The organism is Stenotrophomonas oahuensis (assembly GCF_031834595.1).
GTDB classification, from domain to species: domain Bacteria; phylum Pseudomonadota; class Gammaproteobacteria; order Xanthomonadales; family Xanthomonadaceae; genus Stenotrophomonas; species Stenotrophomonas oahuensis.
The window spans coordinates 2767315-2781990 of the sequence record NZ_CP115541.1; the positions used below are offsets into that span (position 1 = coordinate 2767315).

The 14676-nt window shown below is 66.3% G+C and carries 19 protein-coding genes; 3 read left to right on the plus strand and 16 right to left on the minus strand.

Annotated features, from left to right (window positions below; all coding sequences use genetic code 11):
• Nucleotides 1–52 precede the first annotated feature (52 nt).
• Genes PDM29_RS12310 through PDM29_RS12320 form a run of 3 tightly spaced genes read left to right on the plus strand, consistent with a single transcriptional unit; the run spans nucleotide 53 to nucleotide 2046 of the window.
• Nucleotides 53–619, plus strand: a complete 567-nt coding sequence (locus PDM29_RS12310) for a YqgE/AlgH family protein (RefSeq protein WP_311190410.1) — start codon at nucleotides 53–55, stop codon at nucleotides 617–619.
• The gene (gene ruvX, locus PDM29_RS12315; protein WP_282298440.1) at nucleotides 612–1079 is read left to right on the plus strand and encodes a Holliday junction resolvase RuvX; all 468 of its coding nucleotides are present in this window, start codon (nucleotides 612–614) and stop codon (nucleotides 1077–1079) included. Before PDM29_RS12310 ends, ruvX begins: the two co-directional genes overlap by 8 nt.
• A 16-nt stretch (nucleotides 1080–1095) precedes the next feature.
• Complete coding sequence (locus PDM29_RS12320; RefSeq protein WP_311190411.1) at nucleotides 1096–2046, plus strand: aspartate carbamoyltransferase catalytic subunit; 951 nt, start codon at nucleotides 1096–1098, stop codon at nucleotides 2044–2046.
• Nucleotides 2047–2161: 115 nt separating this feature from the next.
• On the opposite strand, the gene PDM29_RS12325 is transcribed toward PDM29_RS12320, so the two are convergent.
• The 16 genes from PDM29_RS12325 to PDM29_RS12400 all read right to left on the minus strand — a co-directional run bounded on the left by PDM29_RS12325 (nucleotide 2162) and on the right by PDM29_RS12400 (nucleotide 14649).
• On the minus strand, nucleotides 2162–2626 hold the full coding sequence (locus PDM29_RS12325; RefSeq protein ID WP_311190412.1) for an REP-associated tyrosine transposase: 465 nt from the start codon (nucleotides 2624–2626) through the stop codon (nucleotides 2162–2164).
• Between the two features lie 281 nt (nucleotides 2627–2907).
• A complete protein-coding gene (locus PDM29_RS12330) occupies nucleotides 2908–3708 on the minus strand; it encodes a carboxylesterase family protein (protein ID WP_311190413.1) in 801 nt (266 codons plus the stop codon).
• 67 nt (nucleotides 3709–3775) lie between these two features.
• Nucleotides 3776–4042: a hypothetical protein gene (locus PDM29_RS12335; RefSeq protein ID WP_311190414.1), complete on the minus strand. Its 267-nt coding sequence runs from the start codon at nucleotides 4040–4042 to the stop codon at nucleotides 3776–3778.
• Between the two features lie 13 nt (nucleotides 4043–4055).
• Complete coding sequence (gene mgtE, locus PDM29_RS12340) at nucleotides 4056–5417, minus strand: magnesium transporter (RefSeq protein ID WP_282298577.1); 1362 nt, start codon at nucleotides 5415–5417, stop codon at nucleotides 4056–4058.
• Between the two features lie 153 nt (nucleotides 5418–5570).
• Complete coding sequence (ptsP, locus tag PDM29_RS12345; RefSeq protein WP_311190415.1) at nucleotides 5571–7322, minus strand: phosphoenolpyruvate--protein phosphotransferase; 1752 nt, start codon at nucleotides 7320–7322, stop codon at nucleotides 5571–5573.
• Nucleotides 7323–7324: 2 nt separating this feature from the next.
• Nucleotides 7325–7594 (minus strand): HPr family phosphocarrier protein, encoded by a 270-nt coding sequence (locus PDM29_RS12350; protein ID WP_125361644.1) that lies wholly within the window; start codon nucleotides 7592–7594, stop codon nucleotides 7325–7327.
• A complete protein-coding gene (locus tag PDM29_RS12355) occupies nucleotides 7587–7979 on the minus strand; it encodes a PTS sugar transporter subunit IIA (RefSeq protein WP_125361643.1) in 393 nt (130 codons plus the stop codon). The genes PDM29_RS12350 and PDM29_RS12355 overlap by 8 nt, the downstream gene beginning before the upstream one ends.
• A gap of 55 nt (nucleotides 7980–8034) precedes the next feature.
• Nucleotides 8035–8922 carry an RNase adapter RapZ gene (gene rapZ / locus PDM29_RS12360; RefSeq protein ID WP_311190416.1) on the minus strand — a complete coding sequence of 296 codons (888 nt, stop codon included), beginning with the start codon at nucleotides 8920–8922 and terminating at the stop codon, nucleotides 8035–8037.
• The gene (hprK, locus tag PDM29_RS12365; RefSeq protein ID WP_125361642.1) at nucleotides 8919–9869 is read right to left on the minus strand and encodes an HPr(Ser) kinase/phosphatase; all 951 of its coding nucleotides are present in this window, start codon (nucleotides 9867–9869) and stop codon (nucleotides 8919–8921) included. Before hprK ends, rapZ begins: the two co-directional genes overlap by 4 nt.
• Nucleotides 9866–10318, minus strand: a complete 453-nt coding sequence (locus tag PDM29_RS12370) for a PTS sugar transporter subunit IIA (RefSeq protein WP_311190417.1) — start codon at nucleotides 10316–10318, stop codon at nucleotides 9866–9868. The genes hprK and PDM29_RS12370 overlap by 4 nt, the downstream gene beginning before the upstream one ends.
• Nucleotides 10319–10339: 21 nt before the next feature.
• A complete protein-coding gene (gene hpf / locus PDM29_RS12375; protein WP_311190418.1) occupies nucleotides 10340–10660 on the minus strand; it encodes a ribosome hibernation-promoting factor, HPF/YfiA family in 321 nt (106 codons plus the stop codon).
• A gap of 59 nt (nucleotides 10661–10719) precedes the next feature.
• Complete coding sequence (locus tag PDM29_RS12380) at nucleotides 10720–12162, minus strand: RNA polymerase factor sigma-54 (RefSeq protein ID WP_311190419.1); 1443 nt, start codon at nucleotides 12160–12162, stop codon at nucleotides 10720–10722.
• A gap of 42 nt (nucleotides 12163–12204) precedes the next feature.
• Nucleotides 12205–12924 carry an LPS export ABC transporter ATP-binding protein gene (gene lptB, locus PDM29_RS12385; protein ID WP_311190420.1) on the minus strand — a complete coding sequence of 240 codons (720 nt, stop codon included), beginning with the start codon at nucleotides 12922–12924 and terminating at the stop codon, nucleotides 12205–12207.
• Nucleotides 12924–13478 (minus strand): lipopolysaccharide transport periplasmic protein LptA, encoded by a 555-nt coding sequence (gene lptA / locus PDM29_RS12390; protein ID WP_311190421.1) that lies wholly within the window; start codon nucleotides 13476–13478, stop codon nucleotides 12924–12926. Before lptA ends, lptB begins: the two co-directional genes overlap by 1 nt.
• A gap of 65 nt (nucleotides 13479–13543) precedes the next feature.
• Complete coding sequence (lptC, locus tag PDM29_RS12395) at nucleotides 13544–14104, minus strand: LPS export ABC transporter periplasmic protein LptC (RefSeq protein ID WP_311190422.1); 561 nt, start codon at nucleotides 14102–14104, stop codon at nucleotides 13544–13546.
• Nucleotides 14101–14649: a KdsC family phosphatase gene (locus PDM29_RS12400; protein ID WP_311190423.1), complete on the minus strand. Its 549-nt coding sequence runs from the start codon at nucleotides 14647–14649 to the stop codon at nucleotides 14101–14103. Before PDM29_RS12400 ends, lptC begins: the two co-directional genes overlap by 4 nt.
• Nucleotides 14650–14676: the final 27 nt, after the last annotated feature.

Below are 14676 nucleotides of genomic sequence, written 5' to 3' on the forward strand. Positions count from 1 at the left end.
CCTAGCCGACGACTCACGCCCCTGTCTGGAGCCCTGCGGTTAGAATGGAGCCATGTCACAGCTGCCCACGTCCCTTGCCGATCACCTGCTGGTAGCGCTGCCGTCGCTGACCGACCCCACGTTTGCGCGTAGCGTGGCACTCATCTGCCAGCATGACGAAGCCGGGGCCATGGGTGTGCTGGTCAACCAGCCCTCCGAGTACACCTTGGGCGAAGTGCTGGCACAGATGGAAATCAGCACCGACAACGCGGCATTGCGCGACCAGCCGGTGCTCAATGGCGGGCCCGTGCACCCGGAGCGTGGCTTCGTCATCCACGATGACCCGCGTGAGTGGGATGCATGCCTGGCTGTCGGCGAAGGCCTGTTCCTGACCACCTCGCGCGACATTCTGGAAGCCATGGCCCGTGGCGAGGGCCCGCGCAACGCGCTGGTCACCCTGGGCTGCGCTGGCTGGAGCTCGGGTCAGCTGGAAAACGAGCTGGCTGAAAACAGCTGGCTGGCGGTGCCGGCCGATGCCGATCTGCTGTTCAGCACGCCGCTGGATGAACGCTGGCAGGGCGCGGCGGCGCGTCTGGGCGTGGACCTGTTCCACCACACCGGGTACAGCGGCCATGTCTGAGCCGGCCAGCATCCGCCGTGACGGTACGGTGCTGGGCTTTGACGTCGGCTCGCGCCGCATCGGGGTTGCCATCGGCAGTTCGTTTGGTACCCACGCCCGCGCCATCGCGGTGGTCGACGTGCATGGCAATGGTCCGGACTGGGGCGCGGTGGAACGCCTGATCAAAGAATGGCGGCCCGATGGCCTGGTGGTGGGCGACCCGCTCACCCTGGATGGTCAGGACCAGCCCAACCGCAAGCGCGCGCAGGGCTTTGCCCGCCAGCTGCGTGAACGTTTCAAGCTGCCGGTGGTGCTGGTCGACGAGCGTTCCAGCTCGGTCGAAGCCGCGCGCCGATTTGCGGTGGAGCGTGCCGAGGGGCGCAAGCGTCGTCGTGACGCTGCGACCCTGGACGCGGTTGCCGCCGCCGTCATCATCGAGCGCTGGTTGTCCGCGCCGGATGACGCAACCCCTGTTTCCTGACCCCTCAGATCCTGCCATGACCGCCACGCAACTCGATTCCGATGGACGCCTGCGCCACCTGCTGACCCTGGAAGGTCTGCCCCGCGAAACCCTGTTGCAGCTGTTGGACCGTGCCGGCCAGATCCGCGATGCCGCGGTGGGGCGTGTCGGCAACAAGCGCCAGGTACTGGCCGGTTCGGCGGTGTGCACGCTGTTCTTCGAGCCCTCCACCCGCACCCGCAGCTCGTTCCAGTTGGCCGCGCAGCGGCTGGGCGCGGACGTGCTGAACTTCGACGCGTCCACCTCGTCCACGCGCAAGGGCGAAACTGCCTGCGACACCTTGAAGAATCTGGAAGCGATGGGCGTGCGCGGCTTCATCGTTCGTCACCCCGATGACGGTGCCGTGGCCGCGCTGTCGCAAGCGGCAGGCGAGGGCACCGCGCTGATCAATGCCGGTGACGGTCGCAGCTCGCACCCCACCCAGGGCCTGCTCGACATGCTGACCCTGCGTCAGGCCAAGGGCGCGGATTTCTCGAAGATGAAGGTGTTGATTGTCGGCGACGTGAAGCACTCGCGCGTGGCCCGCACCGACCTGCATGCGCTGCGTACGCTCGGTGCCGGCGAGATCCGCGTGTGCGGCCCGCAGTCGCTGCTGCCGGACGACGAGACCTTGAAGGGCTGCATCGTCGGCCAGGACTTCGACGCCATGCTGGAAGGCGTGGATGCGCTGATGATGCTGCGCCTGCAGCGCGAGCGCATGGAAGAAGGCCTGGTGCCATCGATCGAGCAATACCACGCCGAATACGGCCTGACCGCCGATCGCTTGAAGCGCGCCGGCCAGGACGCCGCCGTGCTGCACCCCGGTCCGATCAACCGCGGCGTGGAAGTCACCGACGAAGTCGCCGACGGCCCGCAGTCGTGGGTATTGCGCCAGGTCGCCAACGGCGTCGCCGTGCGCATGGCGGTGCTGGAGACGCTGCTGGGTTGATGGGGGTGGTATCGACCAACGGTCGATACCTACCGTGGGGAACCGGTAGGCCACGACCGTTGGTCGTGGCGGGACGGGTGGCGATGTGTGTGATGTATCGACCAACGGTCGATACCTACCTCGGATCGTCTTCCAAGGGCCATCGACACCACGCATACGGGTATTGCCCGATTCGATCAGCAAGTCCGCCCGGGACCGGGTTCTCCATGACGTAGAACGCGTGCCGACGTAGAGCGGTCTCCGACCTCAGGCAGTGATCGTAATACCCGGTCTGCCAGACGCGGCCATTCCGCAGGTGCAAGCGGTTCAACATCAGCGCACTTCGGGATTTGAACCGTTGCGCCACGTACGACAGTGGCCGATTACCCAGTTGGAACAACCAATGCACGTGATCCGGCATCACCACCCAGGCCAGTGAATGGCTGAGTCCTTGAGCATCCAACAGTGGAAACAGCGCGGTAACGACGCGTGCATTGGCGGGGTCGTCAAACCAGGCGCGGCGATGTTCGCACACCATGGTCAATTCGTATGCATGGTTGGGCATCGACACGCGGCCGATGCGTAGGCGAGGGCTGTTCATCCCTCTATGGTGAAGAACGGACTATGTCGAGTATGTCGGCGAGCGCCTTGTCCTGGCGTCGGATGATGCCGGTATCGACCAACGGTCGATACCTACCGGTAGGCCACGACCGTTGGTCGTGGCGGGAGGCCCGTCGATGCGTGTGGGGGGTATCGACCAACGGTCGATACCTACCGGTAGGCCACGACCGTTGGTCGTGGCGGGAGGGCCGTCGATGCGTGTGGGGAGTATCGACCAACGGTCGATACCTACCGGTAAGACACGACCTTTCTGAAGCCGAATTACTGCCGTTGCGCCAACATCCATGCCCACATCTGTGCATCGGCATACGTGGCGTCCCACGCATTGTGGTTGCCCTGCGGATACTCCGTGTATCGCACATCCTTCGCGCCCGCTGCATCAAACGCGGCCTTCAAGCGGCGATCATCATCCGGCTTCACCACATCATCCAGCGCGCCGTGGAACATCCAGATCGGCGTGTCCTTCAACCGCTGCGCCATCACCGCATACGGGTCGGCCTCGCGTGCGACGGCTTCGACGAACAGGGTCGGGCGCACCGCGCGTGGCACCAGTACCGCGCCGCATACCGGCACAATCGCGGCAAAGCGCTGCGGATCATCCAGTGCGATGTTCCAGCTGCCATAGCCGCCCATCGACATGCCGGTCAGGTACTGACGCGCCGGGTCGGCACCGAATTCGGTGATCACCGCATCCAGGGCGGCAATCGCCGCACGGTTGTTGTCGCCCGACCACTCTTCGTCATCCGGCACCTGCGGCAGCACCACCAGCGCAGGGAAGGTATCCGCGTGGCGGCGAAGGTAAGGTCCGATGCCGGCCTCGGTCTGGGCATGGTTGTTGCTGCCGCGCTCGCCCGAGCCGTGCAGGAACAGCACTACTGGAAGCCTCCCGGCCTGCGCGTGGGCCCCGCGCGGGATGAACACCTGATAGTGCACGCTGCGCCCATCCAGCGTCACGCTGCGGGCTTCAAAACGACCCGTTGGATCCTCACGTGTTGGTGCGCAGCCCGCCAGCATCAGCAGCGCCACTGCGCACAGCAGCCAGACCATCGAACGTCGTGCCATGCCGCATCCTCGACTGAAATCGTTTTCAGTCTAGTCCGCCGGGCAGGGCAGAGCATCTTGCAGCGCATCAGTCCGGGCGTGGCGCAGCGGCCAGAATCTCGAGCTGCTCGATGGCCTCAGGGTGTCCTTCAGCCGCGGCGGCCTGCAGTTGGGCCAGCGTGGGGTGGACCACCAGCAGGATCGGGTTCTCGCACTCGGGGCAGTCGAACTCGGTTTCGTCCTCGTGCAGTTCCATCACCATGTCCCGCGCCGTTCCCCGCCATTCGCAGGCCGCGCAGGTATGCGCCTGCTCGCGCCAGCCAAGGGTGTAGTAGTTGTCCAGAGTGACGGCCATGCGCGTTCCGAAGTCAGTGCAGCAGAATGAGGGTGGCCAGGCCGAGGAAGCTGAAGAAGCCCATCACGTCGGTCACCGCGGTGACCACCACGGTGCCGGCCACGGCCGGATCGACATTCATGCGCTTGAGCAGCAGCGGCAGCAGCACGCCAGCCAGCGCCGCCGCACAGAAATTGATGATCAGCGCGAGCGTGATCACGACCGACAGCAGAATGCTCTGGAACCAGACGAAGGCGATCAGCCCGACCACGGTGCCTATCAAGGTGCCGTTGATCAACGCCACCCGCATTTCCTTCCACAGCAGGATGCGTGCATTGCTCTGGCCGACCTGGCCCAGCGCGATGCCACGCACCATCAGGGTCAGCACCTGCACCGCGGCATTGCCGCCGACGCCCGCCACAATCGGCATCAGCACGGCCAGCGCCACCACCTTCTGCAGGGTGAGTTCGAACTGGCCGATCACGCTGGCGGCGAGGAACGCGGTGCACAGGTTGATGCCCAGCCAGACCACGCGGCCGCGCACGGCACGCTTGATTGGCGAGAACAGGTCCTCTTCTTCGTCCAGACCGGCCGCGCCCAGTGCCTGGTGCTCGGCCTGCGCACGGATGATGTCCACCACGTCATCGATGGTGATGCGGCCGAGCAGGATGTTGTTGTCGTCCACCACCGGGGCGGACACCCAGTCATGGTCGGAGAACTGGCGGGCCACTTCCTCGGCACTTTCGCCCACGTCGATGGCCGGTTGCTCGTCATCGATCAGCCGGTTGATCGGGGTGTTGTCCTCGTGGGTGACCAGCGCGGCCAGCGACAGGCGGCCCAGGTACTGATGGCGGCGGCTGACCACGAACAGATGGTCGGTGTGGTCGGGCAGTTCACCACGCAGGCGCAGGTAGCGCAGCACCACGTCCACATTGACGTCGGCGCGCACGGTCACCACGTCCGGGTTCATCAAACGGCCGGCGGTATCCTCGGGGTAGGACAACACCTGTTCCAGGCGCTCGCGGTTCTCCCGGTCCATCGACTTCAGGACTTCGTCGATGACGGTGTCCGGCAAGTCCTCGACCAGGTCGGCCAGGTCGTCGATGTCCAGGTCTTCGACCGCGGCGATGATTTCGTCCGGGTCCATGTCGGCCAGCAGGCTTTCGCGCACTTCCTCGCCGACGTGGACCAGCACTTCGCCGTCGTCTTCCGGGTCAACCAGCCCCCACACCACTTCGCGCTTGCCGGGAGGCAGCGATTCCAGCAGGTTGCCGATCTCGGCCGGTGCCAGGGTATTGACCAGCCGGCGCACGGGCCCAAGCCGCCCGCTGTCCAATGCATCGGACAACAGCCGCAGCTGGCGTGCCGTCTTGTCGTGGCGTACGGCTTCGGCCATGCGCAGCTCCCGCGGAAAAAGAAAAGGCCGCTATCCCGTACAGGATGCGGCAACAGGGGTGGTCACCGCGTCATTATCGCTTGGATTTGTGTCAGGGCGCGACGGGATGTGGCCGGTTCGCGGTATCGACCAACGGTCGATACCTACCGGAATCTACGCGTGACCGGCACTTTCAATCCAACGCTCGATGCCGCGCCTGTCCCGCGCGGCCAGCAGCTTCGGCGCGGCCGCCTGCAGCTGCGCCCAGTCGCTGTCGCGGATCACCCGGCGCACTTCCAGCAACGTGCCAGGGTGCAGGCTGAATTCCTTCAAACCCAGCGCCAGCAGCAGGCGGGTCATGCGCGGATCGCCTGCGATTTCACCGCACACCGCCACCGGCGTGTCATGTTCGTGCCCGACGCGCAGAATCTGCGCGATCAGGCGCAGCACGGCCGGGTGCAGCGGGGAATACAGCTCGCCCACGGCTTCGTTGTTGCGGTCGGCGGCCAGCAGGTACTGCACCAGGTCGTTGGTGCCGACCGACAGGAAATCGACCAGGTCGATGAAACTCTCCAGCGCGATCGCCGCCGCCGGCACTTCGATCATCGCGCCGAACGGAATGTGCTCGGCCACTTCATGACCTTCCGCGCGCAGCAACTGCGCTTGTTTCTGCAGCCGGCGACGCACCGCCAGCACTTCCTCGCGGGTGCTGACCATCGGCAGCAGGATGCGCAGCTTTCCGTAGGCCGACGCACGCAGGATCGCGCGCAACTGGGTATCGGCGACCTTGGGCCGGGCCAGTGACAGGCGCACGCCACGCAGGCCAAGTGCCGGGTTGTCCTCGTTGCTCAGGGTCAGGCCAGTGCGGTCGGCCTTGTCCGCGCCCAGGTCCAGGGTGCGGATGGTGACCGGGCGGCCGTTCATGCCCAGCGCCGCGTCACGGTAGGTTTCGAACTGTTCCTGTTCGTCGGGCAGCTCGTCGCGCTGCAGGAACAGGAATTCGGTGCGGTACAGGCCCAGGCCGTGCGCGCCCAGGGCATGTGCCTCGGTCACGTCTTCCAGCGATTCGGCATTGGCCAGCAGGGCGATGTCGACCTTGTCCAGGGTGCGGCTTGGCTTCGCCCGCAGCCGGCCCAGTTCGCGCTGTTCGCGCGCCTGTTCGCGCAGGCGGGCGCGGTAGTCGCGCAGGTCGCCGGCCAACGGGTTGACGGTGATCGTGCCGATGCTGCCATCAATGATCAGCACGTCGCCGTCGTTGATCTTCTGCAGCGCGCCGGGCGCATTGACGATCAGCGGCAGGTGCAGGCTGCGGGCCAGAATGGCGCTGTGCGAGAGCGCGCTGCCACCGACGCTGACAATGCCGACCACGCCGTGCGCCTGCAGCTGGGCCAGCTCGGAGGGCGCGATGTTGTCGCAGACCAGGATCTCCCCGGCCAAGCCCTTCACGTCCGGCGGGCGCTGATGCAGGAAGGCGTGGATGCGGCCGATCACATGGTCGAGGTCGTCCATGCGGCTCTTCAGGTAGGCGTCGTCCATGCCATCGAAGACCTTGGCCAGGCGGTCGCGCTGCACGCGCAGGGCGTAGCCGGCGCTGTAGGGGCCGCTGCGGATCAGTTCATCCAGCCCGTACAGCAGCTCGGGGTCGTCCAGCAGCAGGGCGTGCAGATCCAGGATCTCGCCCATTTCCTTGTCCAGCGCCCCCTTCAGGCGCTGGCGCAGCTCGTGCATTTCCACCCGCGCCGCGTCCACCGCGTCATGCAGGCGGACCAGCTCGGCGTCGACCCGGGCCGCGGGAATGCGCTGTTCGGCGACCTCGAGCACGTGCGGCAGGCGCACGCGGGCACGGCCCAGGGCATGGCCGCGGGCCGCGCCATGGCCGGACAGCAGCAGCGCGCCGGAAGCGGTCCGCGACGGCTGCCCGGGCATGCTCAGTTGTCCTCGTCGAAGCGCCGCTCGAACAGGGACACCACGGCGTCCATCGCGGCGGCTTCGTCTTCGCCGTCGATGCGCACGGTGACCGGGGTGCCCTGGCCGGCGGCCAGCAGCATCACGCCCATGATGCTCTTGGCATTGATCTCGCGGCCGCGCGCAATCATGGTCACATTGCAGCGGAACGGAGCCAGCTCCTGCACCAGCTTGGCAGTAGCGCGGGCATGCAGTCCCAGGCGGTTGGATACGGTGAGTTCACGTTCAAGCATCGTCGACAATCGCTCCATTGCGAGTGCCCGCCGCCGCAGTGGCGGGCAGTTGATCCAGTCCCTGTTCCGGATAATTCATCACTCGCAACAACATCGGCAGGCTCAGCGCTGAGACCCGGCGGGCCGGGGTGCCCAGGCGGGCCAGCTGCGCTGCCAGATTGCTCGGGCTGGCGCCATACAGGTCGGTCAGGATCAGCACACCCTCGCCACTGTCGACCCGGCGCAAAGCGGCCGAGGCGAGCGGGAGCAGGGCGTCCATGTCTGCGTCGAACGGTACTTCAAATGCTTCCGTTTTCAGCGGAAGGTGCCGCAGCAGCCGGGTGGCGACTTCCAGCAGGGAAGCGCCAACACCAGGATGCGTTACAAGGAGAATGCCACAGGTCATTACCGAACGTTAACAGGTCAAGATGAATTGGGACTAGGGGGCAATGCGGGATTGTCTAATCCAGTTCACGATGGAACGTCGCCACTTCCGGCCATCCCTGTTCACGCGCGTGGCGTGCCATGCGTTCAGCCAGGTAGACCGAGCGGTGCTTGCCGCCGGTGCAGCCAAAGGCCACGGTGACGTAGCTGCGGGTGTCGTTGCCGAGCCGGGGCAGCCAGGTGTCCAGGAAGTCGGTCAGCTGGGCGGTGTAGCGCTGCACGTCGGCCTGGGCGTCCAGATAGTCGCGGACCGGTGCCTCGCGGCCGGACATCGGGCGCAGCGCCGGGTCCCAGTGCGGGTTGGGCAGTACCCGGGCGTCGAACACGAAATCGGCTTCGGCCGGTACGCCGCGCTTGTAGGCGAACGATTCGAACAGCAGCGACAGCTTGTTGCCGTGGTTGAGCGCGAACCCGGTCACCACCTTGCGGCGCAGCTGGTGCACGTTCATGCCGGTGGTATCGATCACCGCGTCGGCGGCGCGGCGCAGCGGCGCGGTCAGTTCGCGCTCGCGGGCGATGGCCTCGGGCAGCGACAGCCCGAGCTGGCTGAGCGGGTGCCGGCGACGGGTGTCGGCGTAGCGCTTGAGCAGGGTTTCGTCGGTGGCGTCGAAGAACAGCAGCTGCGCGTCCAGGCCGGCGGCCAGGGCGTCTTCACGCCAGTGCGAGAGCTGGCTCAGGTCGGTCTGGCCGCGGACGTCGATGCCCACTGCCATGCGCCGGGGAGCGGAACCGTCGTGGCTGCCCATCAGGCTGCGCACGAAATCGGGCAGCAGCAGAATCGGCAGGTTGTCCGAACAGTAGTAGTCCAGGTCTTCGAACGTCTTCAGGGCGACCGACTTGCCGGAGCCGGACAGCCCGCTGACGATGATCAGGGTGGCGGCAGGGGCGGGGGCGGTGGTGCTCATGGCGTGCGGCGTTCCAGCAGGTTGCTGTGCCGGGCGATGAACATCGCCGCGGGATCAATACCCTTGGTACGCAGAATGTGCAGCCGGGTGGCCGCCTCGGTCAGCACCGACAGGTTGCGGCCGGGCATCACCGGCAGGGTGATCAGTGGCACGTCCAGGTCCAGCACGTGGCGGGTGCCGGAGTCGCCGGTCAGGCGCTCGTAGCCGTGGGGGGTGGGTTCGGTCATGGGCTTGGTCAGGTGCACGATGAGCCGAAGGTACTTGTTCTTCTTTACCGCCGTGTCACCGAACATCTCGCGCACGTTGAGCACGCCCAGCCCGCGCACCTCCAGCAGGTCCTGCAGCAGCTCCGGGCAGGTGCCGTCCAGCACGTCGGGGGCGATCTGGGTGAATTCCGGGGCATCGTCGGCCACCAGTCTATGACCGCGGCTGAGCAGCTCCAAGGCCAGCTCGCTCTTGCCCGAGCCGGCTTCGCCGGTGATCAGCACGCCAATGGAGTAGATCTCCATGAATACGCCGTGCAGGATCACCCGCGGGGCGAGGGTGCGGGCCAGGTGGTAGGACAGGTGATTGAGCAGCTCATGGCCACGCTTGGGCGAGATCCACAGCGGGGTGTGCGATTCGTCGGCGGCCGCGCGCAGGTCCTCGGGGCAGGGCTGGTTGCGGGTGATCACCAGCGCCAGCGGGTGCGACTGCATGATCCGCTCGATGGTCTCCCAGCGCTGGCGCGAATCCAACGAATCGAGCCAGGAGAGCTCTTCGGTGCCCAGGATCTGCACCTTGTTGGGGTAGATGGCATTCAGATAACCGGCCAGCGACGGACGCCGCGAGACCGTGTTGCCGGCTTCCAGCTCCCGGCGCTCGCCGGCCTGGCCAGCCACCCAGCGCAGGGCAAGGCGGTCGCGCTGTTGTTCAAACAGCTCACGTGCGGTGATGCTGGTATTCATGCGGCACTCGCCGGAGGGGATAACTCGAGTACCTGACGCAGGGCCTGGCCGTCGTGCGCGTCGCGCAGGGCCTGGCGCACCGAGGGCTCGGAGAACAGCTCGGCCAGCTCGGACAGCAGCATCAGGTGTTGATGGGTGTAGTGGGCCGGCACGGCGATGGCGAAGACCAGGTCCACCGGTTCGTCGCCGCCGAAATCTACCGGCGTTTCCAGCCGCAGCAGGGCCCCACGGGGGCGTTCCAGCAGTGGCGCGCGGCCATGCGGTATGGCGATGCCATGGCCGATGGCGGTGCTCCCCAGCTGTTCGCGCTGGCACAGGTTCTGGTAGATCTGTTCGGCATTGGCTTCGCGGCAGGCCAGCAGGCGGGCCGCGGCCTGCAGCACGCTGTCGCGGTCGGCGGCCGGCAGCACCTGGGTGCGCACGGCCGCCAGTAGGTCAGTCAGGGGCATGTTGGGGAGAACATGGGGGCGTCAGCCGCCATTGTCGCTCACCGGCAAGGGGGCGTGCTGCTGTTTCTTTTCCTTGTGCTTGATCACCAGGCGGTCGAGCTTGTCGGCGAGTACGTCGATCGCTGCATACATGGTCTGGCCGTTGGCTTCGGCATGCAGGGTCTGGCCGGGGATGTTGACGCTGGCATCGACGTGATGGTCGGGCTTCTGCAGCTTCAGTGTGACCCGTGCGTTGCAACTCTCGCGGTCGAAGTGCTTACTGATTCTCGCCAGCTTTTCCTCGACATAGGAGTGCAGGGCGGGGGTGACTTCGACATCTTTGCCAAACGTTTCGATGCGCATCGGGTGTCTCCTTTTTATTCGGATTTGCCAATGAACCTTCCCGCCGGGCGCGTGGAGCGTCAGGCGATACGTACTCTTTCGTGCGAGGCGGAAATGTTCATGGCCTCACGATACTTCGCCACGGTGCGTCGCGCCACCGGTATTCCCGAGGTTTTGAGCAGGTCAGCCAGCTTGGCGTCAGAAAGCGGCTTGCGCGGGTTCTCGTCGTCGATCAGGCGGCGGATCATGGCCTGGATGGCGGTGCTGGACGCCTCCCCGCCGCTGTCGGTATCGATCCCAGATGCGAAGAAGCTGCGCAGCGGCAGGGTGCCGCGCGGCGTCCGCACGTACTTGCGGGCGATGGCCCGGGAGATGGTGGATTCGTGCAGGCCCAGCTCGCCGGCGACCTCGCGCAGGGTCAGCGGGCGCAGCGCCTGCTCACCGAACTCCAGGAAGGCCGACTGCTGTTGCAGCAGGCAGCGCATGACCCGCAGCAGGGTTTCGCCGCGCGCCTCCAGGCCCTTCAGCAGCCAGCGCGCCTCCTGCAGGTGCGCGCGCAGGTAGCCTGCGTCGCTTTCGCCGCAGCGACGGATCATCTGTTCATAGCCGCGGTGAATCACCACCCGCGGGCCGGCGTGCCCGGCCAAGGCCGCGCGCCACACGCCGCCCTGCCGCCAGACCACGCAGTCCGGCACCACGTAGCTGTCGTGGGCCAGTTCGCCGATCTGGGTGCCCGGGCGCGGGTCCAGCGAGCGCAGCAACTGGACGGCGGTGTCCACTTCGGAGGCCGGGACTTTCAGTTCATGGGCCAGGCCGTCCACGCCGCTGCGCGGCAGGCGCTCCAGCGGGCCATCGGCAATGCGCCGGGCCAGGGCCAGGCCGGGGGTCTGCGGGTCCAGCACATCCAGCTGCAGCTGCAGGCATTCGCCCAGGCTGCGCGCGCCCACCCCGATCGGGTCGAAGCGCTGGATCTGGTGCAGCACGGTCAGAATCTCCGCCTCGTCGGCGTGAATGGCCGGCAGCAGGGTTTCGGCAATGGTCGACAGCGGCTCGCGCAGGTAGCCGTCTTCTTCCAGGGCATCAATCAGCGCCGCACCGATGCTGCGGTCGCGCGCGGACAGGTGCGACAGATGCAGCTGCCACAGCAGGTGGTCGGCCAGGGTTTCGGTTTCAGCGACGCGCTCGGCGGCGCTGCCGTTGTCGTCGTCGTCGAACGAGCCGCTGCCGCCACTGCTGCTCCAGTCGGCTTCGCCCGGGGCCCAGTCATCTTCGCTGGCGGCGCTGCGCTCGCCCGGTTCGTCCGGGCCGTCGCTGCTCTCATTGGGCCGTTCGTCAGTGCCTGGTGCGGCGTCGAGCCCGGGCTGGTCATTTTCGGCCCATTCCAACAGCGGGTTGGTCTCCACCGCCTCGGCGATTTCCAGCTCCAGCTCGGTGGTGGACATCTGCAGCAGCTTGATGGCCTGACGCAGCTGCGGCGTCATGACCAGTTGCTGTCCCAGCGATGTCTGCAGCCGTGCCTTCATGCCTGTGCCCAACGGGGGGAGGGTGCCGCAGCGGCCGGCCGGTCAGAGCTTGAAGGTGTCTCCAAGGTAGACGCGACGGACGTCGGCGTTGTCGAGGATTGCGTCCGGTGCACCCTGCGCCAGTACGCTGCCTTCGTTGAGGATATACGCGCGGTCGCAGATTCCCAAGGTTTCACGGACATTGTGGTCGGTGATCAGCACGCCGATGCCGCGCTGCTTGAGGTGGGTGACGATGCGCTGGATCTCGCCGACCGAGATCGGGTCGACGCCGGCAAATGGTTCGTCGAGCAGGATCAGCCGCGGCTGTGCGGCCAGCGCGCGGGCGATTTCACAGCGGCGGCGCTCACCGCCGGACAGGCTGGCCCCGAGCTGTTCGGACACATGGCCGATCTGCAGCTCGTCCAGCAGCGAATTCAGCTCCTTCTCGCGACCGGCGGCGTCCAGGTCCTCACGCAGTTCCAGCACCAGGCGGATGTTGTCGGCCACGGTCAGCTTGCGGAACACCGAGGGTTCCTGCGGCAGATAGCCCACGCCCTGCTTGGCGCGGGTGTACATGGGGTCGGCGGTGATGTCTTTGCCGTCCAGCACGATGCTGCCGGCATCGGCCTCGACCAGCCCGACGATCATGTAGAAGCAGGTGGTCTTGCCCGCGCCGTTCGGGCCGAGCAGGCCGACCACTTCGCCGGCATCCAGGGTCAGCCCGAATTCCTTGACGACTTCGCGCTGCTTGTATTTTTTGCGCAGACCTTTGGCGACCAGCATTACTTCTTGCTCCCGGCAGTGGGCACGGTGGTCTTGGTGGGGGCCGGTTTGGCCGCCGGCGCAGGGGTTTTGTTCTTGGGCGGGATCACCGTGCGCACGCGACCACCGTCACCGCCGCTGTTCATTTCGCCGGTACGGGTGTTGTAGGTCATCTTCTGGCCGCTGTTGATGCCCTGTGCGCTTTCAACCCGGTAATTGCCGGTCAGCACGATGACTTCGCCCTTGATGTCGTAGTCGATCTTGTCGGCGCGGGCATTCATCCAGCTGCCATCGTCGAGCTGCTGCTTCATCGTGGCCTGCTTGCCGGAGAACACCGCGCGCACCGCCTCGCCGTCCTTCATGTGGATGTCAGCCTGGGCGGCGCGGATCTCCAGCGTGCCCTGGGTGATGATCACGTTGTTGGACAGGGTGATGACGCCATCGCCAAGGAACGAGCCCGACTGTGCGCCGGACTCGATGTTCATTTCCTTGTTGCGGTCATCGGTGCGCGCCTGCGCGGCGTAACCGGGAAGCAGCAGGCTCAGGGCGAATGCAGCGGCGTAGAAGATCTTCATGACGGGGGGCTTTCCTGCCAGATTCGTGGAAGCGGCCGTAGCCGTCCGTGGATTGTCGGGGCGCATCACTGACGGGGCGTGTAACGGCTCTTGACCTGACTCAGGAAGTGGTAGGTCTTGTCGCTGGAATTCAGTTCAAACCCGACACCAGACTGGGTCATGCCCGGCCGGGTCAGGGTAACCAACGCGTCGGTGCTGGCCTTGTTTTCATTCGGGAACACGTCCAGATGGTCGGTCCGGAAGGTGGTCGGCGGCACGCTGGGCACCTTGGGGCTGTCGCCGCTGACGTTGCCGGTCAGCTTCAACTGGTCGCCCTTGGCGCTGACCCAGCCCTTGTCGCTGCGCAGCTCCCAGTGGTTGCCGTCGCGATCAGGCAGCAGGAACAGCGGCGTGGCGATGACCATGGTTTCATCGGCACGGCTGCGTTCCAGCAGCGGCGCGCGCAGGGTGGTGGATTCCTTGCCCTGTTCGTCCAGCGCGATGATCTGGAAGTCGTGCAGCACGTAGTCCTTGCTGGCGTCGTCGCCGGCAACCGGTTGCGGCTTGTTGCGGTCGCGCAGCAGCGACCAGCCGCTCAGCACGGCGGCAGCCAGCAGCACGCCTCCGATGGCGGTTCGCCAGTTCATGCGCCGAACCTCGCCAGCACCGCGTCCACATGGCCTTGTGCGGCCAGCAGCACGTCGCACAGCTCACGGGCTGCACCACGGCCGCCATCGGCGCGGGTCTGCCAGTGCACGCGTTCGGCGATCCACGGGTGGGCATTGGCCGGGGCCACCGCCAGGCCGACCGCGCACAGCGGAGCCAGGTCGGGCAGGTCATCGCCCATGAAGGCGACCTGGTCCAGGCCGATGCCGTGCTGTTCGCACAGCAGACGCACGCTGGCCAGTTTGTCGCCCACGGCGATCTGGGTGTCGATGCCCAGGTCGGCCCCGCGCTTGAGCGCGGACAGGCTGTTGCGCGCGGTGATCAGCACGGGGTGGATACCGTGCTGCTGCAGCAGTTTCAGGCCCAGTCCGTCCTGCACGTAGTACGCCTTGCTCTCGTTGCCTTCCCGGTCGTAGTAGAGCCGACCGTCGGTGAGCGTACCGTCCACGTCAAAGCAGGCCAGTCGGATGCGGCCGGCAGCAGCGTGCAGGTGGGACGGGAAACCGGGCAGCGGGGAATAGGGCATCAGGGCAGGCGGTCAGCTGAATGGAGG